Source organism: Bradyrhizobium sp. Kon69, assembly GCF_055807515.1.
The window spans coordinates 129,397-155,628 of the sequence record NZ_JBVVOS010000020.1 but is presented as its reverse complement, the minus strand read 5'-3'; the positions used below and the strand labels follow the sequence as shown (position 1 = coordinate 155,628).

At 65.4% G+C, this 26,232-nt stretch carries 28 protein-coding genes; 16 read left to right on the top strand and 12 right to left on the bottom strand.

The genetic code is table 11. The annotated features are described in order from the left end of the window. Window positions 1-11 precede the first annotated feature (11 nt). The 3 genes from gatC to AC0L3U_RS25725 all read right to left on the bottom strand — a co-directional run bounded on the left by gatC (window position 12) and on the right by AC0L3U_RS25725 (window position 2,584). On the bottom strand, window positions 12-299 hold the full coding sequence (gatC, locus tag AC0L3U_RS25735; protein ID WP_007603335.1) for an Asp-tRNA(Asn)/Glu-tRNA(Gln) amidotransferase subunit GatC: 288 nt from the start codon (window positions 297-299) through the stop codon (window positions 12-14). A gap of 76 nt (window positions 300-375) precedes the next feature. Beyond that, window positions 376-1,452, bottom strand: a complete 1,077-nt coding sequence (locus AC0L3U_RS25730) for an NAD(P)H-dependent flavin oxidoreductase (protein ID WP_473363694.1) — start codon at window positions 1,450-1,452, stop codon at window positions 376-378. Window positions 1,453-1,558: 106 nt separating this feature from the next. Further along, entirely contained in the window at window positions 1,559-2,584 is a 1,026-nt protein-coding gene (locus AC0L3U_RS25725; protein WP_473363693.1) for an NAD(P)H-dependent flavin oxidoreductase, read from the bottom strand. A gap of 97 nt (window positions 2,585-2,681) precedes the next feature. Between AC0L3U_RS25725 and AC0L3U_RS25720 the strand changes: the two genes are divergently transcribed. Further along, window positions 2,682-3,572: a LysR family transcriptional regulator gene (locus AC0L3U_RS25720; RefSeq protein WP_456769607.1), complete on the top strand. Its 891-nt coding sequence runs from the start codon at window positions 2,682-2,684 to the stop codon at window positions 3,570-3,572. A gap of 216 nt (window positions 3,573-3,788) precedes the next feature. Next, entirely contained in the window at window positions 3,789-4,724 is a 936-nt protein-coding gene (locus tag AC0L3U_RS25715) for a cyclase family protein (RefSeq protein WP_473363692.1), read from the top strand. A 47-nt stretch (window positions 4,725-4,771) separates the two neighbouring features. Here AC0L3U_RS25715 and AC0L3U_RS25710 read toward each other — a convergent pair whose 3' ends face one another. Next, window positions 4,772-4,990, bottom strand: a complete 219-nt coding sequence (locus AC0L3U_RS25710) for a hypothetical protein (protein ID WP_473363691.1) — start codon at window positions 4,988-4,990, stop codon at window positions 4,772-4,774. Between the two features lie 46 nt (window positions 4,991-5,036). Here AC0L3U_RS25710 and ruvX point away from each other — a divergent pair, with 46 nt between their 5' ends. Next, complete coding sequence (gene ruvX / locus AC0L3U_RS25705; protein ID WP_473363690.1) at window positions 5,037-5,528, top strand: Holliday junction resolvase RuvX; 492 nt, start codon at window positions 5,037-5,039, stop codon at window positions 5,526-5,528. A 3-nt stretch (window positions 5,529-5,531) separates the two neighbouring features. Then, entirely contained in the window at window positions 5,532-6,455 is a 924-nt protein-coding gene (locus AC0L3U_RS25700; protein ID WP_473363689.1) for an AEC family transporter, read from the top strand. 101 nt (window positions 6,456-6,556) lie between these two features. Here AC0L3U_RS25700 and AC0L3U_RS25695 read toward each other — a convergent pair whose 3' ends face one another. Together AC0L3U_RS25695 and AC0L3U_RS25690 are read right to left on the bottom strand one after the other, a co-directional pair. After that, window positions 6,557-7,327 carry a lysostaphin resistance A-like protein gene (locus tag AC0L3U_RS25695; RefSeq protein ID WP_473363688.1) on the bottom strand — a complete coding sequence of 257 codons (771 nt, stop codon included), beginning with the start codon at window positions 7,325-7,327 and terminating at the stop codon, window positions 6,557-6,559. Between the two features lie 45 nt (window positions 7,328-7,372). Then, on the bottom strand, window positions 7,373-8,137 hold the full coding sequence (locus AC0L3U_RS25690) for a M15 family metallopeptidase (protein WP_473363708.1): 765 nt from the start codon (window positions 8,135-8,137) through the stop codon (window positions 7,373-7,375). 177 nt (window positions 8,138-8,314) lie between these two features. Here AC0L3U_RS25690 and AC0L3U_RS25685 point away from each other — a divergent pair, with 177 nt between their 5' ends. The 4 genes from AC0L3U_RS25685 to AC0L3U_RS25670 all read left to right on the top strand — a co-directional run bounded on the left by AC0L3U_RS25685 (window position 8,315) and on the right by AC0L3U_RS25670 (window position 12,565). Beyond that, window positions 8,315-9,262, top strand: a complete 948-nt coding sequence (locus tag AC0L3U_RS25685; protein WP_007603315.1) for an aspartate carbamoyltransferase catalytic subunit — start codon at window positions 8,315-8,317, stop codon at window positions 9,260-9,262. Window positions 9,263-9,267: 5 nt separating this feature from the next. After that, the gene (locus AC0L3U_RS25680; RefSeq protein ID WP_473363707.1) at window positions 9,268-10,569 is read left to right on the top strand and encodes a dihydroorotase; all 1,302 of its coding nucleotides are present in this window, start codon (window positions 9,268-9,270) and stop codon (window positions 10,567-10,569) included. Between the two features lie 47 nt (window positions 10,570-10,616). Then, window positions 10,617-11,213 carry a glycerol-3-phosphate 1-O-acyltransferase PlsY gene (gene plsY / locus AC0L3U_RS25675; protein WP_473363706.1) on the top strand — a complete coding sequence of 199 codons (597 nt, stop codon included), beginning with the start codon at window positions 10,617-10,619 and terminating at the stop codon, window positions 11,211-11,213. A 146-nt stretch (window positions 11,214-11,359) separates the two neighbouring features. Next, entirely contained in the window at window positions 11,360-12,565 is a 1,206-nt protein-coding gene (locus AC0L3U_RS25670) for a patatin-like phospholipase family protein (RefSeq protein WP_473363687.1), read from the top strand. Here AC0L3U_RS25670 and AC0L3U_RS25665 read toward each other — a convergent pair. Then, complete coding sequence (locus tag AC0L3U_RS25665) at window positions 12,557-13,801, bottom strand: amidase (protein ID WP_473363686.1); 1,245 nt, start codon at window positions 13,799-13,801, stop codon at window positions 12,557-12,559. The genes AC0L3U_RS25670 and AC0L3U_RS25665 overlap by 9 nt on opposite strands. Before the next feature lie 90 nt (window positions 13,802-13,891). Between AC0L3U_RS25665 and dprA the strand changes: the two genes are divergently transcribed. Next, complete coding sequence (dprA, locus tag AC0L3U_RS25660; protein WP_473363685.1) at window positions 13,892-15,034, top strand: DNA-processing protein DprA; 1,143 nt, start codon at window positions 13,892-13,894, stop codon at window positions 15,032-15,034. Here the strand turns inward: dprA and AC0L3U_RS25655 are convergent. Continuing rightward, a complete protein-coding gene (locus AC0L3U_RS25655; RefSeq protein ID WP_473295257.1) occupies window positions 15,031-15,441 on the bottom strand; it encodes a winged helix-turn-helix transcriptional regulator in 411 nt (136 codons plus the stop codon). The two genes, dprA and AC0L3U_RS25655, sit on opposite strands and share 4 nt — an antisense overlap. A gap of 83 nt (window positions 15,442-15,524) precedes the next feature. Between AC0L3U_RS25655 and AC0L3U_RS25650 the strand changes: the two genes are divergently transcribed. After that, window positions 15,525-16,133, top strand: a complete 609-nt coding sequence (locus tag AC0L3U_RS25650) for an FMN-dependent NADH-azoreductase (protein ID WP_473363684.1) — start codon at window positions 15,525-15,527, stop codon at window positions 16,131-16,133. A gap of 72 nt (window positions 16,134-16,205) precedes the next feature. Here AC0L3U_RS25650 and AC0L3U_RS25645 read toward each other — a convergent pair whose 3' ends face one another. Both AC0L3U_RS25645 and AC0L3U_RS25640 read right to left on the bottom strand, forming a co-directional pair. After that, window positions 16,206-16,388, bottom strand: coding sequence for a hypothetical protein (locus AC0L3U_RS25645; RefSeq protein WP_027518388.1), 183 nt, complete (start codon window positions 16,386-16,388; stop codon window positions 16,206-16,208). Between the two features lie 178 nt (window positions 16,389-16,566). After that, entirely contained in the window at window positions 16,567-17,340 is a 774-nt protein-coding gene (locus AC0L3U_RS25640; protein WP_473363683.1) for an SDR family oxidoreductase, read from the bottom strand. Window positions 17,341-17,461: 121 nt separating this feature from the next. Here AC0L3U_RS25640 and AC0L3U_RS25635 point away from each other — a divergent pair, with 121 nt between their 5' ends. Together AC0L3U_RS25635 and AC0L3U_RS25630 are read left to right on the top strand one after the other, a co-directional pair. After that, window positions 17,462-17,929, top strand: coding sequence for a winged helix-turn-helix transcriptional regulator (locus AC0L3U_RS25635; protein ID WP_473363682.1), 468 nt, complete (start codon window positions 17,462-17,464; stop codon window positions 17,927-17,929). A 168-nt stretch (window positions 17,930-18,097) separates the two neighbouring features. Further along, window positions 18,098-18,652: a flavodoxin family protein gene (locus tag AC0L3U_RS25630; RefSeq protein ID WP_473363681.1), complete on the top strand. Its 555-nt coding sequence runs from the start codon at window positions 18,098-18,100 to the stop codon at window positions 18,650-18,652. Window positions 18,653-18,846: 194 nt separating this feature from the next. Here the strand turns inward: AC0L3U_RS25630 and AC0L3U_RS25625 are convergent, their stop codons facing one another. Continuing rightward, on the bottom strand, window positions 18,847-19,002 hold the full coding sequence (locus AC0L3U_RS25625) for a hypothetical protein (protein ID WP_473363680.1): 156 nt from the start codon (window positions 19,000-19,002) through the stop codon (window positions 18,847-18,849). 311 nt (window positions 19,003-19,313) lie between these two features. Here AC0L3U_RS25625 and topA point away from each other — a divergent pair, with 311 nt between their 5' ends. The 4 genes from topA to AC0L3U_RS25605 are packed head-to-tail and all read left to right on the top strand — an operon-like array spanning window position 19,314 to window position 25,639. Further along, window positions 19,314-22,073: a type I DNA topoisomerase gene (gene topA / locus AC0L3U_RS25620; RefSeq protein WP_473363679.1), complete on the top strand. Its 2,760-nt coding sequence runs from the start codon at window positions 19,314-19,316 to the stop codon at window positions 22,071-22,073. A 7-nt stretch (window positions 22,074-22,080) separates the two neighbouring features. Continuing rightward, window positions 22,081-24,432, top strand: coding sequence for a ribonuclease R (gene rnr / locus AC0L3U_RS25615; protein WP_473363678.1), 2,352 nt, complete (start codon window positions 22,081-22,083; stop codon window positions 24,430-24,432). Further along, a complete protein-coding gene (locus AC0L3U_RS25610; protein WP_473363677.1) occupies window positions 24,426-24,860 on the top strand; it encodes a DUF983 domain-containing protein in 435 nt (144 codons plus the stop codon). The genes rnr and AC0L3U_RS25610 overlap by 7 nt, the downstream gene beginning before the upstream one ends. 32 nt (window positions 24,861-24,892) lie before the next feature. Then, window positions 24,893-25,639 carry an NUDIX hydrolase gene (locus AC0L3U_RS25605; protein ID WP_473363676.1) on the top strand — a complete coding sequence of 249 codons (747 nt, stop codon included), beginning with the start codon at window positions 24,893-24,895 and terminating at the stop codon, window positions 25,637-25,639. Here AC0L3U_RS25605 and AC0L3U_RS25600 read toward each other — a convergent pair whose 3' ends face one another. Beyond that, complete coding sequence (locus tag AC0L3U_RS25600; protein ID WP_473363675.1) at window positions 25,640-26,200, bottom strand: hypothetical protein; 561 nt, start codon at window positions 26,198-26,200, stop codon at window positions 25,640-25,642. Window positions 26,201-26,232 lie beyond the last annotated feature (32 nt).

Below are 26,232 nucleotides of genomic sequence, written 5' to 3'. Positions count from 1 at the left end.
CGTCCTAAGAGTTACTCGACGACCTTCGGCACCAGGAAGAAGTGACCTTCGGTCGCGGGCGCGTTGGCAACGATATCGTCGGCGATCTCGCCGTCATTGACCAAATCCTGCCGCTTCTTCATCTGCATCGGGGTGACCGAGGTCATGGGCTCCACACCCTCGACATTGACCTCCGAGAGCTGCTCGACAAAGGCGAGCATGGCGTTGAGCTCGCCCTGCAGATGCGGAACCTCGCCCTCGGAAACCGCAATGCGCGCCAGATGCGCGATGCGGCGGACGGTAGCGGCGTCGACGGACATTATATAGGGCCTCTCACGGCAAAACCTATGTGCCGTATAGCAGAGGCCGCTTTTGCGCCGCAACCGGCGCCGGGAGCTATCCGGCCAGCGCCTTCATCCGGGCAAGCGCCGATTTGGCGAGATCCCGGGTCAATTCGGCTGCCGGGACCTCGCGGCCCAGGGCGATGGCCTGCCCGGCCCAGAGATTGGTGAAATCCACCCTGCCCTGCTTTTCGGCCGCGGCCTTGAGCGGTCCCAGCGCCGTTGCGGCATGGGGAAATGGCGGCGCGTCCGGCGAAATCGGGCCGGCTTCGCGCATCAGTCGATTCTGGACGCCGCGCGCCGGCCGCCCCGTCATGACATTGGTGATAACGGTGGAATCATCCCGCCCCTCGGCGAGCGCCGCGCGTGCCGCCGCACTGACCTTGGATTCCGGACAGCGCAGATAAGCAGTCCCGATCTGCACGCCGGCCGCGCCGAGCGCGAAGGCGGCTGCGATACCGCGGCCATCCGCAACACCGCCGGCCGCAATCACCGGGACCTTCACGGCGTCGACCACCTGCGGCACCAGCGCAAAGGTGCCGGGCTGTTCCGAGATCTTGTCGGTCAGGAACATGCCGCGATGGCCACCGGCCTCCGCGCCTTGTGCGATCACCGCATCAGCGCCGTGCTGCTCGAGCCAGACCGCTTCCTTCACCGTGGTCGCCGAGGAGATGACGAGACATCCTGCGGCCTTGACCCGCTTGAGCAGCGCGGCCTCCGGCAGGCCGAAATGGAAGCTGACGATCTCCGGCTTCAGCTCCTCCACGACCGCGCAGAAGCCGGCGTCGAACGGCGCGCGGTTTGCGGCATTGATGGGTGCGGCGGGATCGACGCCATGCTCATTGTAGTAGCCCGCGAGGCGTTGCTTCCAGCGCGCCTCCGCCTCGGCCGTGAGCTCGACCGGTGTGTGGCAGAAGAAATTCATGTTCACCGGCGCGGAGACGCGCTGCCGGATGATGTTGACCTGCTCGCGCGCCTTGTCCGGCGACAGCATCGCGCTCGGCAGCGAGCCGAGCCCGCCGCCTTGCGCAACGGCGATCACCAGCTCCGCGTCCATCACGCCAGCCATCGGCGCCAGCACGATCGGGAATTCGGTCTTGAAGAGATCGATCAGTCGACGGTTCGGCCACATGGTTGTTCTCTCGTGTTCGCTCTTCCCCTCTCCCCTTGTGGGAGAGGGTGGATCGCCGCGCAGCGGCGAGACGGGTGAGGGGTTTGTATCCGCGGAGACAGACCCCTCATCCGGCGCGGATTGCATCCGCGCCACCTTCTCCCACAAGGGGAGAAGGAAAAGAAATATTGGAATTGCGCAGGCCGGCTAGCAGTTGCTCGGCCTCGGTCGCAATACGTTCGACGATTTCGGTGGCGGACGGAATATCATGGATCAGGCCGACAGCCTCGCCCGCGATCACCGCAGCGATGTCGAAATTCCCGGCTGCCTTCGCAGCCGCATAGTCGGCCCCGACTGCGGCGACATTCTGCATCAGTTCGACCTCGCGGCCGATCCAGCGTCTGGCGTGATCGTTGACTAGGCACCGGCCGGTAAACGGCGCGGGCCAGACATTGTTGCGGGAGAGATCGAAAATGATGCCGCGCACCGTTGCGCCACTATCTGCCGCGCAGATACGCCGCTTGGCCTCTTCAGCACCATCGGCCTCCTGGCTCGCGTAGAAGCGCGTGCCGAGCAGCACGCCGCCCGCACCGAGCATCATCATGGCCGCAAGTCCCCGCCCATCGGCAATACCGCCGGCCGCCACCACCGGCACACGACCCGCGGCAAGATCGACGATTGCCGGCACGAGATCGATCGTGGTGCGCGAGGCGCCGTGACCGCCGGCCTCTGTCCCCTGCGCGATCAGGACATCGGCGCCCGTATCGAGCGCTTGCCGCGCCATCGTCTCGTCCTGCACCTGGCAGATCAGGCGGGCCCCGGCGCATTTGATGCTGGCTGCGAAGGGTGCGGGATCGCCGAACGACAACATGATCGCGGATGGGTTTGCGGCGAGTGCGATGTCGAGAAGTTCGGGCCGCTTGGCGAGGCTCCAAGTTATAAAGCCGATCCCGAACGGCGCTTTCATGCCGGCGAGCTTGGCAATCTCCTGCTCCAGCCAAATCCTCTCGCCGTAGCCGCCGCCCAGGATGCCGAAGCCCCCGGCGCGGCTCACCGCCGCCACGAGGCGGCTGCCTGCTACCACGTCCATCGGCGCCAGCAGGATCGGATGCTCAATCTCCAATAGCGTGGTCAGCGACGTCGCGATCGGCATGGCTCCTCCCTGGTCTGGACAGCGAGACTAGGCGCGAATACCATTCTCTAAAATTGAATTCTAGCGAACGCTGCCATCTCAAAAGAGAAACGATGCCATGGAACTCAGCGACATCCAGACCTTCGCCGCAGTCGCCCGTACCGGGGGCATCACCCGCGCGGCCGAAGAGCTCAACACGGTGCAGTCGAACGTCACCCAGCGCGTGAAGGCGCTGGAGGCGGAGATTGGCACGCCGCTGTTCGAACGCCATAGCCGCGGCATGACCCTGACCGGCGCGGGCAAGCGCCTTTTGCCCTACGCGCAACGGATGTCCGCACTGGCGCGCGAGGCCGTGCTCGCGGCTTGCGACGACGGCGAGCCCAAGGGACCGCTCGCGATTGGCTCGATGGAAACGACCGCGGCGGTGCGGCTACCGCCATTGCTCGCGGACTTTCATCACCGCTTTCCCGCCGTCCGGCTGAGCCTGCGCACCGCGCCCACCGCCGACCTCGTCGCTTGCGTGCTCGAAGGCACGCTCGACGGCGCCTTCGTCGCAGGTCCGATCGCGCATGCCGATCTCATCGCGACAAGCGCGTTCCGCGAAGAGCTGGTGCTGGTCAGCGCGCGGCGCTGGGCCACACTCGCCGAGCTGCGCGCCGGCACGCCGGAATCCGGCCCGACCGCGCTGGCGTTCCGCACCGGCTGCACCTACCGGCAGCGGCTGGAACAGATCTTTGTCGAGTTCGGCTGGCCGTCAGCCGCACGCTTCGAGCTCGGCACGCTCGACGGCATGATCGGCTGTGTCGCCGCCGACATGGGCGTGACACTGCTGCCGCGCGCCGTGGTCGAACGCAGTGCGATCAACGGCAGCGTGTCGATGCACGCGCTGAGCCATTCGCACGCGCAGGTCGAGACGCTCTTCATCCAGCGTCGTGCCGGACATCAAACCAGCGCGCTGAGTGGGTTTGCCGCCTGCCTGAAGCAAGACGACGATGTCATCGCGGCCTGAGATGCCAGCGCGTTCCACCGCGCGAAATTCATTGTCACAAATCTGTCGTACTTGATTTAATCGACGCTGCGCGCGGCGAGTGCTGCATTCAGCCGCCGCAGCATGGCACCGCGAAAAGTTTTGAAGCCCGCGGCTTTTCTACGTTAGGATGAGCGACTGGCCAGCGCGAAATCATAACGAAGCCAAACATCGGCAAAAACATCGGGAGGACTATCGATGCGCAATACGCTCGTGTTGTGCTGTGTCGCCGCGTTGTCTGCGACGATCGAAACAGCAAGCGCTCAAGACTGGACCAAATCGAAATGGGGACCGAACGACGAGATTGGTGCGGCCAACTACATGACGCCCGAACTCGTGCTGAAGGCTGCATCTCTGGTGAAGACCGGAAAGACCTACGCACTCGGCATTCCCGTTACACCACAAACGCCCGCCTATCCGCCGCGCGCATTCAAGCTCACCATCGTGCAACCCGGACAGGCGGGCATCCCGGGTTTGGGCCCGAACAAGGCCACCTACAATGACGACATCCTCGACACCTGGGTCGGCATCGGCAGCCAGATCGACGGCCTTGGCCATCTCGGCGTCGAGCACGTCTATTACAACGGCAACAAGCTAGCCGACTTCGCCGACCCGAACGGGTTGAAGAAGCTCGGGGTCGAGAAGGTCCCGCCGATCGTGACCCGCGGCGTGCTCCTCGACATGGCGGCCTATTACAACACCGATATCGTGAAGGAAGGCACCGCCTTCAACGTCAAGGAGATCGACGAGGTCGCCAAGAAGCAGGGCGTCGAGATTCGACAGGGTGACGTCGTCATCTTCCACACCGGCTGGCTCAGCCTGATCGGCAAGGACGACAAGCGCTATTCGGCCGGCGAGCCCGGTCTCGGCGTCGAAGGCGCAAAATACCTGACCAGCAAGGGCGTCGTCGCCATCGGTGCCGACACCTGGGCGCTCGAGGTGCTGCCGTTCGAGTCCAAGAACGTATTCGAGGTGCACCAGATCCTGCTCGCGATGAACGGGACCTACATCCTCGAGAACATGGATACGGCCGCGCTCGCCCGGGACAAGGGCTATGAATTCCTGTTTGTGCTCGGCCAGCCGCGCTGGACCGGCGGCGTGCAGGCGATGATCAACCCGATCGCGATCCGCTGATCCGATACCGGGCGAGGACCCTGCGTCCGCAGACGCCCTCGCCCGGCCTATCTCTCCGACTTGAGATGCCAGCGCCGCAAGGCAACCAAAGCCCAGATCGCCTCGACCACGCCGAACGGCCAGGCGCCTTGCAGGAATCCGTAAGCCGAACCGAGCACGCAGGACATTGCGAACAGCAGCACGAACCAGCGGCTGCGATCTTCCAGGGCGTAAGTGACCAGCATCGCCGTCACGGCGACCAAGCCGAATAATGTCAGCGCATCCATGTTCCGGGTTCACTCCGCAGCGCGACGCGTGATATGCGCTAACACCATGCCGGCTCTTATCCTGCCTCTCGTCGATGCTGCAACCCACTGGCCCGAACGCGGCGGGTTGGTCGGACTCGATCTCGGTACCAAGACCATCGGCGTTGCCGTGTCCAATCCGGACCGCCGGTTAGCGACCGGCGTCGAGACCATCCAGCGCAAGGCGTTCAAGCAGGATGCCGCCCGGCTGCTCGCGATCGCCAGTGAACGCAAGGCCGTCGGCTTCGTGCTCGGCCTGCCCATCAACATGGACGGCAGCGAAGGCCCGCGCGCGCAATCGACCCGGGCGTTTGCCCGCAACCTCGCCGGCCTGACCGTGCTTCCCATCGGCCTCTGGGACGAGCGTCTGTCGACCGCCGCGGTCGAGCGCGAGCTGATCGGCATGGACGTCAGCCGCGCCAAACGCGCCGAAGTGATCGACGAGCACGCGGCGATCTTCATCCTGCAAGGCGCGCTCGACCGCCTCGCCAATCTGCGCGCAGCCCCGGGGCCTGACTGATCCATGGCCGTCGTGATCGCGGCGCTCCTCCCTGTCTTCATCCTGATCGTGCTCGGCGTGGTGCTGAAGCGCAGCCTGATGCGGCTCGAGACGCAATGGAACGGGCTGGAGCGGCTGACTTATTTCGTGCTGTTTCCGATGCTGCTGATCCAGACGCTGGTGAAGGCTGACCTGTCCAAGGTCCCGGTCGCAGGCGTCGGCGGCGCGCTGCTGCTGTCGGCGCTCGCAATGTCGCTGCTCTGCCTCGCGCTCCGCCCGGTTCTCGCGCGGCTCGATATCGACGGCCCCGCCTTCACCTCGATCTTCCAAGGCGCGATCCGCTGGCAGACCTATGTGGCGCTGTCCGTCTCCGCCAACATGTTCGGCGAGGTCGGGCTGGCGCTCGCCTCCGTCGCGATGGTGGCGATCATTCCGCTGGTCAACGTCCTGAGCGTGGCGGTGCTCGCGCACTACGCCGCTCCGGAGAAGCAATCCGCGCGGGCGATCGTCATGACGGTTGTCCGCAATCCCCTGATCTGGGCCTGCGTGATCGGCCTCGTCATCAACGTCATCCACCTGCCGCTGCCCAGGATCTGGCATGAGGTGGCAGACGCACTCGGCCGCTCCTCCCTCGCAATCGGCCTGCTCGTCACCGGTGCCGGCCTGCATCTCGAAGGCCTGCTCCGCCCCAGCGCGGCCGCCGCTATCGGCGTGGTGTTCAAGCTGGTGCTGATGCCGATGGTTGCGCTGGTGCTCGCCGTCGGGTTCGGACTGTCCGGCGACAGCCTCGCGATCGTCGCGATCTGCGCGGCGGTGCCGACCTCGACCAGCGCCTATGTGCTGGCCCGCCAGATGGGCGGCGATGCCCCGCTGCTGGCGCAGATCATCACACTGCAGACGATTTTGGCGGCGATCACGATGCCGATCGCGATCGCGCTGGTGGCCTAGACCTCGTCATTGCGAGGAGCTCTTGCGACGAACAATCAGACTGTCTCAGCGGAAGAAGTCTGGATTGCTTCGCTGCGCTCGCAATGACGGAGTATGAAACCTCAGCTCCCCAGCCACATCGTCAGCACCACCGCCGTCAGATTGTTCAGCGCGTGCAGCACGATCGTGAGCCAGAGCGAGCTGCTGCGATAACGCATATACCCGAACCACAGGCCGATGGAGAAGACCTCGGCGAGGAAGTACAGGTCGTATTGCAGGTGCACGACCGTCCACAGCAGCGACGACAGGATGATGGCGCCGGGCACGCGCAGGAAGCTCGCCGACCAGCCGCGATAGAGGAAGCCGCGCGCCAAAACCTCTTCCGACATCGGCGCTGCCACGCTGAAGGCGAACAGCAGGAAGAAGGCTGCACCCTTGTCGCGACCAGATTTCAACAGATCGGACATGAAGCCCGGCGTGGCCTCGCGGCCGAGGCTCCGCGACATCGTCTCCCAGGCCACGACGATCAGGACAAGCCCGACGGCGCCGAACAGGAGTTGCTTCCAGGACGGCCAGCGCAGCGCAAGATAGTCGACGAAGGAGGCCTTCTTGATGCGGACGGCAAGCCACACCGCGGCCAGCGTCGCCGGCAGGCCCATGATCACCGACAACGCGAGCGTCTGCGGCTCACCGCCGACGAGCTGAAGCGAGGCGAGGTCCATCGGCAGGCCACGCTGCACCGCCAGCAGAAGGATGGCGCCGATCTGCCCGACGAACATTGCAGCGAAAATGACGACGCCCCATATCGCCGTGCCCCAGAATTTCCAGACGCGCGGCGCCTCGTGCGCTGGCGTCACGGTCAGCGGCGGATGATCGGGATTGAGCGAGTCCATCAAGGCGCTTTCATTGGGGAGCATTCCGGGCGGGTCGGTAGCGATCTACTTCGTCCGCGGCGGAATCGGGAAATCATAGGCCGCCCCGCCCGCCCCCGGCAGGGAAAAATGCCACCACTCCTTCGCATAGTTCACAAAGCCTTGCCTCGCCATCCCAGCCACGAGCCGCTTGCGCCAGGCGCGCTGGTCCGGACTGATCGACGGTGCGGCGGTGTGCCCTTTCGCGTCGGTGCAGTCGTAACCGGTGCCCATGTCGACGCTGCCCTCGGGCGGGCGCGACTCGACAGGCGCGGTACAGTCGGCGTAGGCCTTTGACGGGTCGTATTTGCCTGAATTGTCGGCCGTGAGATCGACCAGCGTGAGATCGAGCGCGGCGCCCGTCGAATGCTGCGAGCGACTTGCGATGTAGCCGAGGCGGAACAGCTCGGTCTTGGGAATTTTCGGATTGTAGCGCCGCTCGGCGGCGGTCTCGTGGCCGTTCTGCGACCACTTGACCATGTCGAGCGAGGCCCGCGCCGGCCGGTAGCAGTCGAACATCTTCAACGAGAGATTTTGCGCCGCCAGTTCCTGCTGCACCGCCTTCAGCCGCAGCCCAACCTCCCGCTTCACCACGCATTCGCCGGCGCCGTAGCCGGCGAGCGGACGGCCGACGAAATTGTTCGAGGTGGCGTAGCGGATGTCCTGGATGATGCTGGGGTCGATGTCGTGCAAATAGACGAAACCGCCGGGAAGCGATTGGGCGTGGGCTGACGACACTATGGTTATCGCTATGGCCGCAATTAGAAGTGATCTCACAATATCCCTCCGCATCGTCATGGCCGGGCTTGTCCCGGCCATCCACGCCCTTTTTGCGCCGAGCGTGCAAGTTCGTGGATGCCCGGGACAAGCCCGGGCATGACGGAGGAAGGAGCACTACCGGGGGATAACTCCCCGCCCGGGCTTTGGCCCTTGCCCCCCCGGCCATCCCCGCCTATAGCTCTCGCTTTAATGACATCGAAATCGACCTTCGTCCTCGGCCACCGGCATTTGCTGGGCATCGAGGGCCTTTCCGCGGCCGACATCACCGGCCTCCTCGACCTGTCCGAAGAATATGTCGAGCTCAACCGCCAAGTTGACAAGAAGCGCACCGTCCTGCGTGGACGGACGCAGGTGAACCTCTTCTTCGAGGCTTCCACCCGGACCCAATCCTCGTTCGAGCTCGCCGGCAAACGGCTGGGCGCCGACGTCATGAACATGTCGGTGTCCTCCTCGTCCATCAAAAAGGGCGAGACGCTGGTCGACACCGCAATGACGCTCAACGCCATGCACCCGGATATCCTGGTGGTGCGCCATCACGCCTCCGGCGCGGTGGAACTGCTGGCCCGCAAGGTCGACGGTTCCGTGATCAATGCCGGCGACGGCGCGCATGAGCATCCGACACAAGCCCTGCTCGATGCGCTGACCATCCGCCGCAACAAGGGTCGGCTCGAGGGCCTCGTGGTCGCGATCTGCGGTGACGTGCTGCATTCGCGCGTCGCCCGCTCCAACATCATCCTGCTCAACGCGATGGGCGCCCGCGTCCGCGTCGTCGGCCCCTCCACGCTGCTGCCGCCCGGGATCGAGCGGATGGGCGTCGAGGTCGCGCGCGACATGCGCGAGGGGCTCAACGGCGCCGACATCGTCATGATGTTGCGGCTCCAGCGCGAGCGCATGAACGGCTCCTTCGTGCCGTCGACCTCCGAGTACTTCCATTATTTCGGGCTGGACCAGAAGAAGCTCGCCTACGCCAAGCCCGACGCCCTCGTCATGCATCCCGGCCCGATGAACCGCGGCGTCGAGATCGACACTGCGGTCGCTGACGGCGCGCAGTCCCTGATCCGCGAACAGGTGGAAATGGGCGTGGCCGTGCGCATGGCGGTGCTGGAAGCGCTCGCCCGCAACCTGCCGAACGCGTGATGCTCATGTTGACCGATCGCCGACCCATCCTGCTTGCCAACGCCCGCGTCGTCGACCCCTCCCGGGATTTCGATGGACCCGGCGATGTCCTGATTGCCGACGGCGTCATCCGGGAGACCCGCCGCGGCATTGGCGCTGCCGGCGTCCCCGAAGGCACCGACGTCGTCAACTGCGCCGGCAAGATCGTCGCACCCGGCCTGATCGACATGCGCGCCTTCGTCGGCGAGCCCGGCTTCAGCCATCGCGAGACCTTTGCCTCCGCGAGCCAGGCGGCTGCGACCGGCGGCATCACCACCATCATCTGCCAGCCTGATACCTTGCCGGTGATCGACAACTCGGCGACCGTCGACTTCGTGATGCGTCGCGCCCGTGACACCGCGATCGTCAACATCCAGCCGATGGCGGCGCTCACCAAAGGCATGCACGGCGAGGAGATGACCGAGTTCGGTCTGCTCAAGGCGGCCGGCGCGATCGCCTTCAGCGACTGCGACAAAAGCGTGATCAATGCGCAGGTGATGCGCCGCGCCTTGACCTATGCGCGCGATTTCGACGCGCTGATCGTGCACTATACCGAGGATCGCGATCTCGTCGGCGAAGGCGTGATGAACGAGGGCGAGTTCGCCTCGCGGCTCGGACTGATGGGTATCCCGAACGCGGCGGAGGCCGTGATGCTGGAGCGCGACATGCGCCTGGTCGCGCTCACCGGCGGCCGCTATCACGCGGCGTCGCTGACCTGCATCGAGTCGCTCGAAATCCTCCGGCGCGCCCGCGACGCCGGCCTCGCCGTGACCGCCTCGGCCTCGATCAACCACCTTGCGCTGAACGAGAACGACATCGGCCCTTACCGTTCGTTCCTGAAGTTGTCGCCGCCGCTGCGCACCGAGGACGACCGCCGCGCGCTGGTCGCCGCCGTCGCCTCCGGCCTTGTCGACGTCATCATGTCCGACCACAACCCGCAGGACGTCGAGGTCAAGCGCCTGCCTTTCGCGGAAGCAGCTCCCGGCGCCATCGGGCTCGAGACCATGCTCCCGGCGGGCCTTCGCCTCGTGCACAATGAGGAGCTGGACCTCAAGACGCTGATCCGGGCGATGTCGACCCGGCCGGCCGAGATTTTGGGGTTGCCTGGCGGAACCCTGCGCACAGGTGCCCCGGCCGACGTCATCGTGATCGACCCAGATGTGCCCTGGGTGGTCGATCCCGCCGACCTCAAATCGCCCTGCAAGAACACGCCGTTTGACGAGGCCCGCTTTACAGGCCGCGTGGTGCGCACCATTGTCGGCGGACGGACGGTGTACGAGCATGTCTGACGTGCGGAGCTGCAGCCAGGGATTTTGCAGACATGGAATTTGCAGACATGGCGCTTGAATTGTTCCTGCCGGTGGCTTTCGTCATCGGCCACCTGCTCGGCTCGATTCCGTTCGGACTGATCCTGACGAAACTCGGCGGCACGCAGGACATCCGCTCGATCGGCTCCGGCAGCATCGGCGCCACCAACGTGCTGCGCACGGGGCGCAAGGGCCTTGCCGCCGCAACCCTGCTGTTCGACGCGCTCAAAGGCACCGTGGCGGTGGTGATCGCGGGCTACATCGCCGGTCCCAATGCCGCGATGCTGGCTGGGCTTGGCGCCTTCCTCGGCCATCTCTTTCCGGTCTGGCTCAAATTCAAAGGCGGCAAGGGTGTCGCCGTCTATATCGGCATCATGCTCGGGCTGTTCTGGCCGGCCGCGGTGGTGTTCTGCCTGCTCTGGTTGGCGACCGCCTTCACCGCCCGCTATTCCTCGCTCTCCGCCCTGGTGGCCTCGTTCATCACCCCGCTGTTCCTGCTGTGGTTCGGCCAGCCCGCACTCGCAGCGCTGGCGGCGGTGCTGACGCTGCTGCTGTTCTATGCTCATCGCGAGAACATCAAGCGACTGCAATCGGGCAAGGAAAGCCGGATCGGCGAGAAGGCATAAGCCGGGAATCCACGGATACCGCGGCACCCCTTCTGCATTATATCCCAAATGGTGTTCGCAACTTGCAGCCGAATCACGGCTGTATGGACGAACGGGTTCCAAGCCTTGGCCCTGATCATGGGCATGGCTCTACGCGGTTGCTCAGAATGAGCGAGAAGATTGTCAGCGCGCATGTTGAAGGTGGCTTGCAGGGCACTGCGGCAAGCCGGATGCTCTCGACCACGGACATCTGGTCCGGTGCGCCCTCGCCGGTTCCTGCTCCCAAGCCTGTGCCCGTTTCGCCACCAGCGCCGGACCCTGCTCGCATCGCCGAAGCTCCTCTGACAGTTGAGGCCGTGATCGCTGCGGCTCCAATTGCACCCGCGCGGCCCAGCGCTAACCCATGGCCGCCGCAAAAACTGTCGCTGGCGCTTCAGGGCGGCGGCACCTTCGCTGCTTTCACCTGGGGCGTGCTGGAGCGGCTGCTGGAAGAGCCATCCATTGCGATCGACACCATCAGCGGCGCCAGTGCCGGCGCCATCAACGCACTGCTGCTCGCCTCCGGTTTCGCCGAGGGCGGCCGTGAAGGTGCGCGCGCGCGGCTGAACCGGTTCTGGATCCGGCTGATGCACGAGGCCTCGTTCCGATCGCTGATGCTGATCGGCGGCTTCTCGCCGGCGGGAAGCTCGGTCGCGTTCGGTCCGACGCTGCGCTCCGGCCAGTTCGATCCATTCGATCTCGATCCGCTGCGGCAGGCGCTGTCGCGCGACATCAACTTTTCCGCCTTGCGCGACCCGCGCTGCCCGAAGCTTCTGATCGCGGCGACCCGGATCCGCGACGGGCAGCAGCAGATCTTCCGCAACGACGTGATCACCGCCGACGTCGCGCTGGCCTCGACCTGCCCGCCGCTGGTTCATTGCGCGGTGGAGATCGACGGCGAGGCTTATTGGGACGGCGGCCTCGGCGGCAATCCGCCCCTGCTGCGGCTCGTGCAGGACACGACGAGCACCGACATCCTGCTGGTCCAGGTCACGCCGGCGCGCGACAGCTACGTGCCGATCACGCTCGCCGCGATCGACCGCAGGCTGGACCAGATCGCGGCCAACGCCGCCCTCAATGCCGAGATCGCGGCAGTGGAATGGGCGCAATCGCAGGCCGCATCGTCGTTGCGGCTCTCCAGGATCGCCGCGGAAGATTTCGTCGACGGCCTGGCGCAGCGCTCATCGACCGATCTCGGCCGCGGCTTCATTCGCGCGCTTCACCGCAGCGGCCGCGAGGCTGCCGGGCGCTGGCTCAAGCAAGTTACCGACCACAGCGCAGCGCCGGCCGCATCCGGCCAGCGCATCGTTGCCCTCGAACCTGCGCTAGCCTGATTTCGCCAGCGCCTGCTCCAGGAACCACGCCGTCGCCAGCGCATGCGCGTCGTTGCCGAAGCGCGCGATCACCTGCACGCCGATCGGCAGGCCATTGGCTTTCAGCACGGGCACGTTGACGCAAGGGTTGCCCATCAGGGTCCAGAGCCTGTTGTAGCGGGGGTCGCCGGTGCTCGCGAGCTCCTTGGCCGGCGGCGTGCCCGGCGCCGAATAGGTCAGCAGCACGTCGAACCCCTCGAACAATTCGCCAAGCTCGCGGCGCCCGCGGCGGCTGATCCGGCGCGCGTCGTCATAGTCCTTGGGTGTGAGACCGACCGTCGCATCAAGACTGGCGCGCAGCATCGGCGCGATCTCGTCGTGGCGTTCGGAAAATTCCCAGGCGAGCGCGCGATGCGCCTCGAAGTCCTGAATGATCGGGTGGATACGCCAGGCCTCCTGCACCGCCTGCGGCAGATCGATAGTCTTCACGCTAGCACCAGCCTTCTCGGCGGCCTTGATCGCGGCTTGCAGCCCCTCTTCGGCGGCCGGCTCCACGGCACCGGCAAACTCCTGCCTGACCACGCCGATGCGCGGCGCCTTCGCCGGCACGATGCCGGCGAATTCGCTGCGGCCGGTCATCGCGAGCAGTCCGCGCGCGAGATCTTCCGCGCGCGCGCCGAACAGGCCGACCGTGTCGAGCGCCCATGAATAGCATTTGACGCCGACCGTCGGCAGCATCCGGAACGACGGCTTGATCGCGGCGGTGCCGCAATAGGCCGCGGGCCGGATCACCGAGCCGCCGGTCTGGGTGCCCAGCGCCAGCGGGATCATGCCGGCACCGACGGCCGCAGCCGAACCCGAGGACGAGCCGCCCGGCGTATGCCCGAGATTGTGCGGATTGAGCGTCGGGGTCGGATCGCGTGAGGCGAACGCCGTGGTCGTGGTCTTGCCGATGATGGTGGCGCCCGCCCGCTTCAGCATCATCACCACAGGCGCGTCCGCGCGCGGCTGCCACCCGCGATAGATCGATGATCCCATCTCGGTCGGCATATTGGCGGTGTCGATGATGTCCTTGATCCCAACCGCGATGCCGCGCAGCGGCCCGGCGCCTTGCGCCTTCGCGGAGCTGTCGTGACGGACGAAGGCGTGGACCTCCTTCTCCCTGGCCTCGATCGCCGCGTGCGATTGCGCGATGGCGGCCTCAGGCGAAAGCTCGCCCGCTTCGATGCGGCGCTGGAGGTCGGCGAGTGAGATCATGGCAAAACCCTTCTTATTGGTATCGCTTTTAGCATCGGGCCGACGCCGCGCAAGCGCACGTCCTTGTTGCCCACGCGCTCAGGTTGTTCCATGCTGCGCCTGCAAGGAGCCGCCGTGGACGCCATCAATCCGAGCGTAGAGCTGACCGAGGCCGACAGGACCGACCGCCTGCGGCTGATCCGGTCCGACAATGTCGGGCCGCGCGCGTTCCGGTCGCTGGTCGATCATTTCGGCACGGCGCGCGCGGCGCTGGAGCGCCTGCCGGATCTCGCACGTCGCGGCGGTGCGCAGCGATCGGCGCGCATCTGTAGCGCCGACGAGGCGAAGGCCGAGCTTGCCGTGAGCCGCAAGTTCGGAATTGCCTGGCTCGCGCCCGGCGAGGACGGCTATCCGGTGCGGCTGGCAACGCTCGACGATGCGCCGCCGCTGCTCGCCGTGCGCGGCGACCATGCGACGCTGATGCGGCCGATGATCGCGATCGTCGGCTCGCGCAACGCCTCCGGTGCGGGCTTGAAATTCGCCGGTCAGCTCGCCCGCGAGCTCGGCGAGGCCGGCTTTGTCGTCATCTCCGGCCTTGCCCGCGGCGTCGACCAGGCCGCGCACCGCGCCAGCGTGGAGAGCGGCACCATCGCCGTGCTCGCCGGCGGTCATGACTGCATCTATCCGCCGGAGCACGGCGATCTGCTGGCCTCGATCCTCGACCGCAAGGGTGCCGCGATCTCCGAGATGCCGCTCGGCCACGAGCCGCGCGCCCGCGACTTCCCTCGCCGCAACCGGCTGATCTCGGGCGCCGCGCTCGGCGTGGTCGTGGTGGAGGCGGCGCACCGTTCGGGCTCGCTGATCACCGCGCGCATGGCCGCCGAACAGGGCCGCGAAGTGTTCGCAGTGCCGGGCTCGCCGCTCGATCCGCGCGCCGCCGGCACCAATGATCTGATCAAGCAGGGCGCGACGCTCGTCACCGAAGCCGCCGACGTCGTCAACGCGGTCGCACCGATCATGGAGCGGCCGCTGATGCGCACCGCGAACGAGCCCGACAGCGAGCCGTTCGAAAGCGACCCGCAAGGACACGACCGCGACCAGATCACCGGCCTGCTCGGCCCCGCCCCTGTCACGATCGACGATCTCGTGCGGATGTCCGGCGCCTCGCCGGCCATCGTGCGCACCGTGCTCCTGGAGCTCGAGCTCGCCGGCAGGCTCGAACGCCACGGCGGCGGATTGGTGTCGTTGCTTTAAGGAGTGTTCCGCTCGTCGAAGCGCGTACGCGCCGAGGCGATCTGCTGCTGATGGGTGATCGCCCATTCGCCGAGCGCCTTCACCGGCTGTTGCAGTCCGCGGCCGAGATCGGTCAGCTCGTAGTCCACGCGCGGCGGAATGGTCGGGAAGATCGTGCGTGTGACCAGGCCGTCACGTTCGAGCCCGCGCAATGTCAGGGTCAGCATTCGCTGCGAGATGCCGTTGATCATGCGCTTGAGCTCGTTGAAGCGCTTGGGCCCGTCACTCAGCATCATGATGACGAACACGCTCCATTTGTCGCCGACCCGCGCGAGGATGGAGGCGACGCCACGGCAGTCCGCGTGGTCGCGATCCGGCATCGGCGTGGCAGGCAGATCGATGTGCGCAGGTTTCAAGGATGTGCCCATGGCTCAAAAAGGTGCGTTCTTGCGGGGATCTCGATAGTCACTCATGTAGCTCTGGTTACAAACATATACCAGGGTGATCCCGAATGAAACTCCTCCACATCGACTCCAGCGTGCTCGGCCCCCACTCCGTTTCCCGGCAGGTCTCCGCCGCCATCGTCGACCGCCTGCGGCAGGCGACGCCATCGCTCGACATCGTCTATCGCGACCTGACGCAGAGCCCGCTCGCCCATCTCTCCGGTTCGCATCTGGCGGCGGCGCAAGGCGCGCCTGCGCCGGCGGAACTCGGCCCCGACCTCGCCGCCAGCAAGGCCGCGCTGGACGAGTTCCTTGCCGCCGACATCGTCGTGATCGGCGCGCCCATGTACAATTTCACCATTCCGAGCCAGCTCAAGGCCTGGATCGACCGCATCCTGGTGGCGGGGAAGACGTTCAGCTACGGCGCGAACGGACCGCAGGGCCTTGCCGGCGGCAAGCGCGTGATCTTCGCGATCTCGCGCGGGGGCTATTACGGCGCGGGCACGCCCGCCGCGTCGCTGGAGCACCTCGAAAGCTATCTGCGTGGCGTGTTCGGCTTCATGGGCATCCATCATCCCGAATTCATCAGCGCCGATGGCATCCAGGTCGGGCCGGAGCATCGCGAGAAGTCGCTCGCAAGCGCGCTTCAGGCGGCAACCGCCCTCCGCGCGGCCTGAGCCAGCGCGCACATCGTCAGCCGCCGCAACATCGCTTGCGGCGGCTGATCGACCGGTGCGCGGTCGGCGAAGCTAAAACCAGGCGCCCTGAATGCCCAAGATGACGGCGACGAGCGAAACGAACAGGCCGATGCCGGAGAAAAGAGCGACCCCGATGAACTCGGAGGTGTCGGAACGCTTGGCGGGAACGGCGGAGTTTTCGGTGTAAATACGCGGTGCTGAAATCGGGGAAATAATACGAGCTGCCTTTGGCATATCGGGCTCCCTTGGAAATGAGTCTTCGTGACCCCCTGCCCGTAAAAGTGTCTTGGCAGCGCAAGCGAAGGTTCAACGCCTCGCGCAAGGTTCAGAAAATACAGCTCGCGAGACGTGGGAACCGGCCGGCGCAACCGCTCGCCGCTGCACCGACCGATTCAATTTTCACTTCAATTGATCAGCCGCGATAGATCGGCGCACCGCTCGGAGAGGCGACTGCGCCGCCGTCGACGAAGATTTCCTGGCCCTGCACATGCGCGGAATCGTCGGAGGCGAGGAACAGCACCGTCTTCGCGACGTGATCTGTTTCACCAATCCGCCCCAGCGGCGTCGTCAGCGCGATCCGCTTCTCGAACGCCTTCTCGGCTTCGGGCGTCGCGATCGCAGCTCCCCAGATCGGCGTTCGGATCGCACCGGGCGCGACCACGTTGACGCGAATGCCGCGCGGCGACAGTTCTGATGCCATGATCCGCGCCATCGCCCGCACGCCGGCCTTGGCCGCGCCATAGGCCGAATAGCCGGGAATGCCGAGCACGGAGATCACCGAGCCGCTGAGGATGATCGAAGCGTTGTCGTTGAGATAAGGCAGCGCGGACTGCACGGTGAAGAACACGCCGGTCAGATTGGTGCTGATGACCTTCTCGAAAACCTCCAGCGTGGCCGACCCCAGCGGCGTGCCGCCGGCGATGCCGGCATTGGCGAACACGATGTCGAACTTGCCGAACTTTTCGGCGCCCTTCTTGATCGCAGCTTCGGTCGCGGCAATGTCGGTGGCGTCGGCGGCCAGCGCGAGCGCGTTCGGCCCGAGCTCCTTCGCGGCCGCCTCGAGCGTCTCCTTGTTGCGCCCGGTGATCACCACCTTGGCGCCCTCGGCCACGAACAGCTTTGCCGTTGCCAGTCCAATGCCGCTATTGCCGCCGGTGATCAGGGCCGTCTTGTTCTTCAATCTCACGTTCGCCTCCAGTGGTTGCATCATAAAACTATGATTGCCATCTAGGCTATCTGGTTTTAAGATGCAACCACACGAGCGCGTGAACGGCGACTGGACCGTGCGATCGCGAAAGGACCGGACCATGGTGAAACGAACGAGCTTCGAGGGCGATGCCTGCCCGATCGCACGCTCGCTGGAGGCGATCGGCGACTGGTGGTCGCTGCTGATCATCCGCGAGGCGCTGTTCGGCCTGCGCCGCTTCGGCGAATTTCAGAGCAAGCTCGGCATGGCCAAGAACATCTTGTCGGCCAGGCTGCGCGCGCTGGTCGACCACGGCATCCTGACCACGGTCCCCGCCTCCGACGGCAGCCCTTACGAGGAATATGTGCTGACGCCGAAGGGCCGCGGCGTCTTCCCGGTGTTGGTAGCGCTGCGCCAATGGAGCGAGGAATTCGACGATCGCCCATCGGAGATCGCGACCATCCTCGTCGATCGCGAGAAAGGCCGCCCGGTGAAGAAGCTCGAACTACGCGCCGAGGACGGGCGGCTGCTTACGCAAGCCGATACCACGCTGAAGCCGCGGCCGGCGTCGCGACGGCGGTCGGCCTAGTAACGTCGAACTGCCACCACCCCGTCATTGCGAGCGCAGCGAAGCAATCCAGACTGCCACCGCGGAAAGACTCTGGATTGCTTCGCTGCGCTCGCAATGACTGCGTGGGGGACTTGTACCAAACATCGATGGCGTCAAAGATGGATAGACACAGCAAGTGGCACCACCATGCCCCTCCTCGCCATCGTCTATTTTTCCATCTCAGGCACCACCGAGAAGCTAGCGCACGCGGTCGCGAGCGGAGCGGATAGCATGGCGGATGTCGCGCTTTGTCGCATCACAGGCGACCACATCCTGTCAGGCCGGTTTCAGAATGAGAGCTTACTGGAGACGATTGACGGCGCCGACGCCGTTGCGTTTGGCAGCCCCACCTACATGGGCGGACCCGCCGCCCAATTCAAAGCTTTTGCAGACGCTTCGAGCGACAGATGGAGCAAGCAAGCCTGGGCCAACAAGATCGCAGCCGGATTCACCACGGGCGCCTGCGCAGGCGGCGACCAACTCCACACACTGTCCTACTTTTCCATTCTGGCCGCGCAGCACGGCATGCTCTGGTGCGGACTGGATATTCCGGGTGGGGAGGATCCGAGCGGCCGCAATCGTTTGGGCAGCCAGCTTGGCCTGGCAACACACTTGATTGACAGCTCGTTGCCTCAGAGCGACCTCAGCACCGCCGAATATCTCGGCCAGCGATTGGCCAAATTGGCAAGCCGCAACGGCTAACCTCACCCGTCATTGCGAGTGCAGCGAAGCAATCCAGAGTCTTTCCGCGGTGGGATTCTGGATTGCTTCGCTCGGCTCGCCATGACGAGGCTGATGCAGCGAACTCCAATCTCTCACCGTCATCCTAAGGTGCTCGTCTTGCAAAGCGGGGCGAGCCTCCGAAGGGCGACGGGTCTGATACTCGCCGGGTGCCTTCACGACAGCCTGCGCTTGCTCCGCAGCCGCAGATGCTCGTCGGCCTCGAGCTTGGTCATTCCCAGGAGATAATGCAGCACGTCGAGCTTGTGACGCTCGGCGAGCTTGCGCAGTGCCCCGACCTGCTCGGCGATGAAGGCGACCGCCTCCTCCACGCCGCCCTCCCCCGGTTCCTCGTGACGCGTGCCTCCCGCCGCGCGCGATGCGGCGCCCGCCCGTTTCTTTCCTGGCTTAGTCACCAGCCCCCACCCGAATCCATGCCCCGCAGAAACATTACGCCGACATCGGCCGCAACTCAAAGGTGGTATTTTGCAACTTTCTCGATATGAAACTTTTCCCATCGGGATGGCTTTCAACACCCCTCGATTTGACAGCGACGGCCTCACCACCCATGTTCGGGACGAAAGGGCCGACCCGAATCTCATCGAATTCGGCCCCAGATTTCCCCATAAGTTACTGGAACTACATGAATATCGTCATTGTGGAGTCGCCGGCGAAAGCCAAGACGATCAACAAGTATTTGGGCTCGTCCTACGAGGTTCTGGCCTCGTTTGGCCATGTCCGCGACTTGCCCGCGAAGAACGGCTCCGTCGATCCCGACGCCAATTTCAAGATGATCTGGGAGATCGACCCCAAGGCGGCCGGCCGGCTCAACGACATTGCCAAGTCCCTCAAGAACGCCGATCGCCTGATTCTCGCGACCGACCCTGATCGCGAGGGCGAGGCCATCTCCTGGCACGTGCTGGAGGTCCTGAAAGAGAAGCGCGCGATCAAGGACCACAAGATCGAGCGCGTGGTGTTCAACGCCATCACCAAGCAGGCGGTCACGGACGCCATGAAGCATCCGCGCCAGATCGACGGTGCGTTGGTCGACGCCTATATGGCGCGCCGCGCGCTGGACTATCTGGTCGGCTTCACCCTCTCCCCCGTGCTGTGGCGCAAGCTGCCGGGCGCCCGCTCGGCGGGCCGCGTCCAGTCGGTGGCGCTGCGGCTGGTCTGCGACCGCGAGCTCGAGATCGAAAAGTTCGTCGCCCGCGAATACTGGTCGCTGATCGCGACCCTGCTGACGCCGCGCGGCGACGCCTTCGAGGCCCGTCTCGTCGGTGCCGACGGCAAGAAGATCCAGCGCCTCGACATCGGCACCGGCGCGGAAGCCGAAGACTTCAAGAAGGCGCTGGAAGCAGCCGCCTACGCGGTGACCACGGTCGATGCCAAGCCGGCCCGGCGCAATCCGCAGGCCCCCTTCACCACCTCGACGCTGCAGCAGGAAGCCAGCCGCAAATACGGCTTTGCGCCTGCGCACACCATGCGCATCGCGCAGCGGCTCTATGAAGGCATCGACATCGGCGGCGAGACCACCGGACTCATTACTTATATGCGTACCGACGGCGTGCAGATCGATCCGTCCGCGATCACCCAGGCCCGCAAGGTGATCGGCGAGGATTACGGCAACGCCTATGTGCCGGACGCGCCGCGCCAGTATCAGGCCAAGGCCAAGAACGCCCAGGAAGCCCACGAAGCGATCCGGCCGACCGACATGTCGCGCCGTCCCGACAGCATGAGCCGCAAGCTCGAGTCCGACCAGGCGAGACTCTATGAACTGATCTGGAAGCGCACCATCGCGAGCCAAATGGAATCGGCCGAGCTGGAACGCACCACGGTCGACATCACGGCGAAGGTCGGCGGCCGCACGCTCGACTTGCGCGCCACCGGCCAGGTCGTCAAGTTCGACGGCTTCCTCGCACTGTATCAGGAAGGCCGCGACGACGAGGAAGACGAGGATTCCCGCCGCCTGCCCGCGATGAGTCCCAACGACGCGCTGAAGCGGCAGTCGCTCGCCGTCACCCAGCACTTCACCGAGCCGCCGCCGCGCTTCTCCGAGGCCTCGCTGGTCAAGCGCATGGAAGAGCTCGGCATCGGCCGGCCCTCGACCTATGCCTCGATCCTCCAGGTCCTCAAGGACCGCGGCTACGTCAAGCTCGAGAAGAAGCGCCTGCACGGCGAGGACAAGGGCCGCGTCGTGGTCGCGTTCCTCGAAAGCTTCTTTGCCCGCTACGTCGAATACGACTTCACCGCCAATCTGGAAGAGCAGCTCGACCGCATTTCCAACAACGAGATCTCCTGGCAGCAGGTGCTGAAGGATTTCTGGACCGGCTTCATCGGCGCGGTCGACGAGATCAAGGATTTGCGCGTCGCCCAGGTGCTCGACGTGCTCGACGACATGCTGGGCCAGCACATCTATCCGCCCCGCACCGATGGCGGCGACATCCGGCAATGCCCGAGCTGCGGCAACGGACGGCTCAATCTGAAGGCCGGCAAGTTCGGCGCCTTCGTCGGCTGCTCGAACTATCCGGAATGCCGCTACACCCGTCAGCTTGCCGCCGACGGCGAGGCAACGGCCGATCGTTCGCTCGGCCAGGACCCCGATACGGGTCGCGATGTCTGGGTCAAGGCCGGCCGGTTCGGCCCCTACATCCAGCTCGGCGAGCAGAAGGATTATGCGGAAGGCGAGAAGCCGAAGCGCGCAGGCATTCCGAAGGGGACTTCCCCTGGAGATGTCGAGCTCGACCTCGCGCTCAAGCTGCTGTCGCTGCCGCGCGAGATCGGCAAGCATCCGGAAACCGGCGAGCCGATCACCGCAGGTCTCGGCCGCTTCGGGCCGTTCGTGAAGCACGAGAAGACCTATGCCAGCCTCGAGGCCGGCGACGAAGTGTTCGACATCGGCATCAACCGGGCGGTGACGCTGATCGCGGAGAAGATCGCCAAGGGCCCGAGCCGCCGCTTCGGCGCCGATCCCGGCAAGGCGATCGGCGATCATCCCAGCCTCGGCACCGTCACGGTGAAGGGCGGCCGCTATGGCGCCTATGTCACGGCGGGCGGCGTCAACGCGACGATCCCTAGCGACATCGAGAAAGACGCCATCACGCTGCCGCAGGCGATCGCGCTGATCGACGAGCGCGCGGCGAAGGGCGGCGGCAAGAAGCCGAAGAAGGCGGCGAAGCCGGCCAAGGCCAAGAAGGCTGCTGCGAAGGCGGCCGACGGCGACGACGCCGCGCCAAAAACCAAAAAGCCGGCCGCGAAGAAGGCGGCCAAACCCAAATCCGAATCCACCAGCAAGGCGCGCGCCGCCGTGTCGTCGACGGCCAAGACTTCGGCCATCAAGACGTCGCCGACCAAGGCAGCTGGCGCCAAAGCTCCGGCCAAGAAAAGTGCCGGCACCAAATAGAGGCTAAGTGAAACGCAAGAATGACCGTGGCTTTCCGGAAAGGGCAGCCATCGTCGCCTTCATCAAGGCAAATCCCGGAAAGGTCGGAACCCGCGAAATTGCGCGCGAGTTCGGCCTGAAGAACGCCGACCGCATCGAGCTCAAGCGCATGCTGCGCGAGCTCGCCGACGACGGGCTCGTCAAGAAAAAGCGCCATACGATTTCGGAGCCGGACAGCCTGCCGCCGACGCTGGTCGCCGACATCACCGGCCGCGACACCGACGGCGAGCTGGTCGCCTCCCCCACCGAATGGGACGAGGTCGAAAGCGGCGAACCGCCAAAGATCCTCATCACGACGCCGCGCCGGCCGAAGCCAGGCACCGCGGCCGGCGTCGGCGATCGCGCGCTGCTGCGGGTCGAGCGCTCGGACGACACCGAAGGCCCGGCCTATCGCGGCCACATCATCAAGGTCTTCGATAAGACGAAGAGCCGCATCCTCGGCGTCTTCCGCAGCCTGCCCGAAGGCGGCGGACGGATCATCCCCGTCGACAAGAAGTCCGCCGACCGCGAGCTGAACATCGCACCCACCGAGACACACGGCGCGCAGGACGGCGATCTCGTCAGCGTCGACATCATCCGCTCGCGCGGCTTTGGGCTGGCGTCAGGCCGGGTCAAGGAGAAGCTCGGCTCGGTCAAGTCGGAGAAGGCGATCAGCCTGATCGCGATCTACGCGCACGACATTCCGATGCAATTCCGCCCCGCGGCGGAGCGCGAGGCCGAAGCGGCGCAGCCGGCCAATTTGAAGGGGCGCGAGGACTGGCGCGACGTGCCGCTCGTCACCATCGATCCGCCGGATGCCAAGGATCACGACGACGCGGTGCACGCGCAGCCGGATCCTGATCCCAACAACAAGGGCGGCTTCATCGTCGACGTCGCCATCGCCGACGTGAGCTTCTACGTGCGGCCGGGCACCGCGCTCGACCGCGACGCGCTCGATCGCGGCAACTCGGTCTATTTCCCCGACCGCGTCGTGCCGATGCTGCCGGAGCGCATCTCCAACAATCTCTGCTCGCTGGTGCCGGGCGAGCCGCGCGGCGCGCTCGCGGTGCGGATGATCATCGCTCCGGACGGGCGCAAACGCTCGCACAGCTTCCATCGCATCCTGATGCGCTCCGCAGCCAAGCTGAACTACGCCCAGGCGCAGGCCGCGATCGACGGCCGGCCGGACGACACCACCGGCCCCCTGCTCGATCCGATCCTGCGGCCGCTTTATGCCGCCTATGCCTGCGTCAAGCGCGCGCGAGACGAGCGCGATCCGCTCAACCTCGATCTGCCCGAGCGCAAGATCCTGTTGAAGAGCGACGGCACGGTCGATCGCGTCGTCGTGCCCGACAGGCTCGACGCGCACAAGTTGATCGAGGAGTTCATGATCCTCGCCAACGTCGCGGCAGCCGAGATGCTCGAGAAGAAGTCGCTGCCGCTGATCTACCGCGTGCATGACGAGCCGACCCTGGAAAAGGTCCACGCGCTCGCGGAGTTTTTGCAGACGCTCGACGTTCCGTTCGCGAAAGGTGGCGCGCTGCGTCCCGCTCTGTTCAACCGCGTGCTGGCGCAGCTCGAAGGCCACGACCACTTTCCGCTGGTGAGCGAGGTCGTGCTGCGCGCCCAGGCGCAGGCCGAATATTCCTCGGAGAATTACGGTCATTTCGGTCTGAACCTGCGCCGCTACGCGCATTTCACCTCGCCGATCCGCCGCTATGCCGACCTCGTCGTGCACCGTGCGCTGGTTCGCGCGCTCGGGCTTGGCGAAGGCGCGCTGCCCGACACCGAGACGCCGGAAACGTTGAGCGAAGTCGCCGCCCACATCTCGGTGACCGAGCGGCGCGCGATGAAGGCGGAGCGCGAGACCGTCGACCGCCTGATCGCCCATCACCTCGCCGACCGCATCGGTTCGAGCTTCCAGGGCCGCGTCTCCGGCGTCACGCGCGCCGGCCTGTTCGTCAAGCTCACTGATACCGGCGCCGACGGCCTGATCCCGATCCGATCCCTCGGCACGGAATATTTCAACTATGACGAGGGCCGCCACGCCCTGGTCGGCACGCGCAGCGGCACCATGCATCAGCTCGGTGATGTCGTCGACGTCCGCCTGATCGAAGCGGCTCCCATCGCAGGCGCGTTGCGCTTCGAGCTGCTGTCCTCGACCGGGGAGACCGCGCCGCGCGGCCGCAGGGGATCCGGTCCGCAACGCCGCCCCTCGTTCAAGGCGCACCCCGGCCGCAGTCCCGACAAGAAGCGCAAGCCGGACAAGCCGAAGCCCGGCAAGGGGAAAAAGACCAAGGGAAAAAGCAAGGGCAAGGGTCAGAAGGGTAAGGCATGGTGAGCACAGCCCCGAAGATCTGGACCCGCGAGACCGGCCTCGTCGAGAAGCGCGACGTCTTCGCTGCCATGAAGCGCGGCTTTCGCGGCCGCTGCCCCCGCTGCGGCGACGGAAAACTGTTCCGCGCCTTCCTGAAGACCGCGGACAATTGCTCGGTCTGTGGCCTCGATTTCACCCCGCATCGGGCCGACGATTTGCCCGCCTATCTCGTCATCGTCATCGTCGGCCATATCGTGGTGCCCAGCATCCTCTGGATCGAAACCAACTACACCACGCCGGTCTGGATCAGCTTCGCGGCCTATCTGCCCTTCACCTTTGTCGCCTCGCTGGCACTGCTGCAGCCGGTGAAGGGAGCCGTGGTCGGATTGCAATGGGCTCTGCGCATGCACGGGTTTGACGAGAACCCGACGGATGGTATTCCGCCTGTGTAAGCAAAATAAGCAAAAGTAGTTCGGGTGAGGACATGACGGATACGGCGCAGGCGGAAAAGGCAAAAATCCACGAGGGCAAGGAAGCCGACCATCATCCCTATTTCCGCCCGCGGGATGCGGCGACACTAATCCTGGTCGATCGCAGCGGAGCCATTCCAAAGGTCCTGGTCGGCAAGCGCCACGACAAGGTGGTGTTCATGCCCGGAAAGTTCGTTTTCCCCGGCGGCCGTGTCGACAAGGACGATTATCGCGTGCCGTGCGCGGCGCCTGTCACCGCCGAGCTGGAAGCCAATCTCGCCAAGGGTAGTCCGAAGACGCCGGCCTCGCGCGCCAAGTCGCTGGCGATTGCCGCGATCCGCGAGGCCTGCGAGGAGACCGGCCTCTGCCTCGGGCGCAAGGCCGAGGGAAAGGCCAAACTCGAGGGCGCCTGGAAGCCGTTCGCAGATGCGGGCCTGCTGCCCGATCCCTCCAGCCTGTTCCTGATCGCGCGCGCGATCACCCCGCCCGGCCGCGTCAAGCGGTTCGACACGCGCTTCTTCACCGCGGACGCCTCCGCGATCACCCATCGCGTCGATGGCGTGATCCATGCCGATGCCGAGCTGGTCGAGCTGGTCTGGGTCGAGCTCGGCTCAAAGCCGCTCGCCGATCTGCATCCGATGACGCGCAACGTGCTCAACGAGCTCGACGCGCGCCTTGCGACCGGCCCGCTCCGCCATGATGCACCGGTGCCGTTCTTCCATTTCTACGGCGGCAAGATGCAGAAGGATATTTTGAGCTGATCAGTTTGTGACGTCCGCATCGTGCGCGTCAGGCTCGGTGCCGACATAGTCGCGCGCGGGAACGTTCAGCACTCGCCCGAGCTCACTGGCGAACCGACTGGCTTCCTCGCGCTTGGTGAAGCTCATCAGCGTGATCGGCTCGGTCCCTTTGTTGCCGCAGAGATTGACATCGTATGTCGTCAGCTCCGGATCGTCCTCGTCGGTAATGCTGATGAAATGATAATCGGCGAGATCGCGATGGTTGCGAAAATTCAGCGGGCCGAACTGCCTGGTGATGACGATCTGGCGCAGCGTCTCGTTCAGCATGACGAAGGTGCGGAAGGTGAGCAGGATGATTCCGGGGATGCCGACGAGCAACCCGAGTCCCGTGAACACCAGCACCGGCATGAGATCATCGGCGAGCCGGCCAAAACCGGAGAAATCCTGCCGCGGGCCGAGCGCGACATTCCACAGCAGATAGAAGCTCGCCGCCAGCAGCGGCAATGACAACAGCCGCCCGACCCAGGGCATGGGCCGGTCGATGCGGACGATGCGCCCGTCCACGGTCATTGCACCTGCCATCGAAGATCTCCTTGGGAGCGAAAGTCATGGCT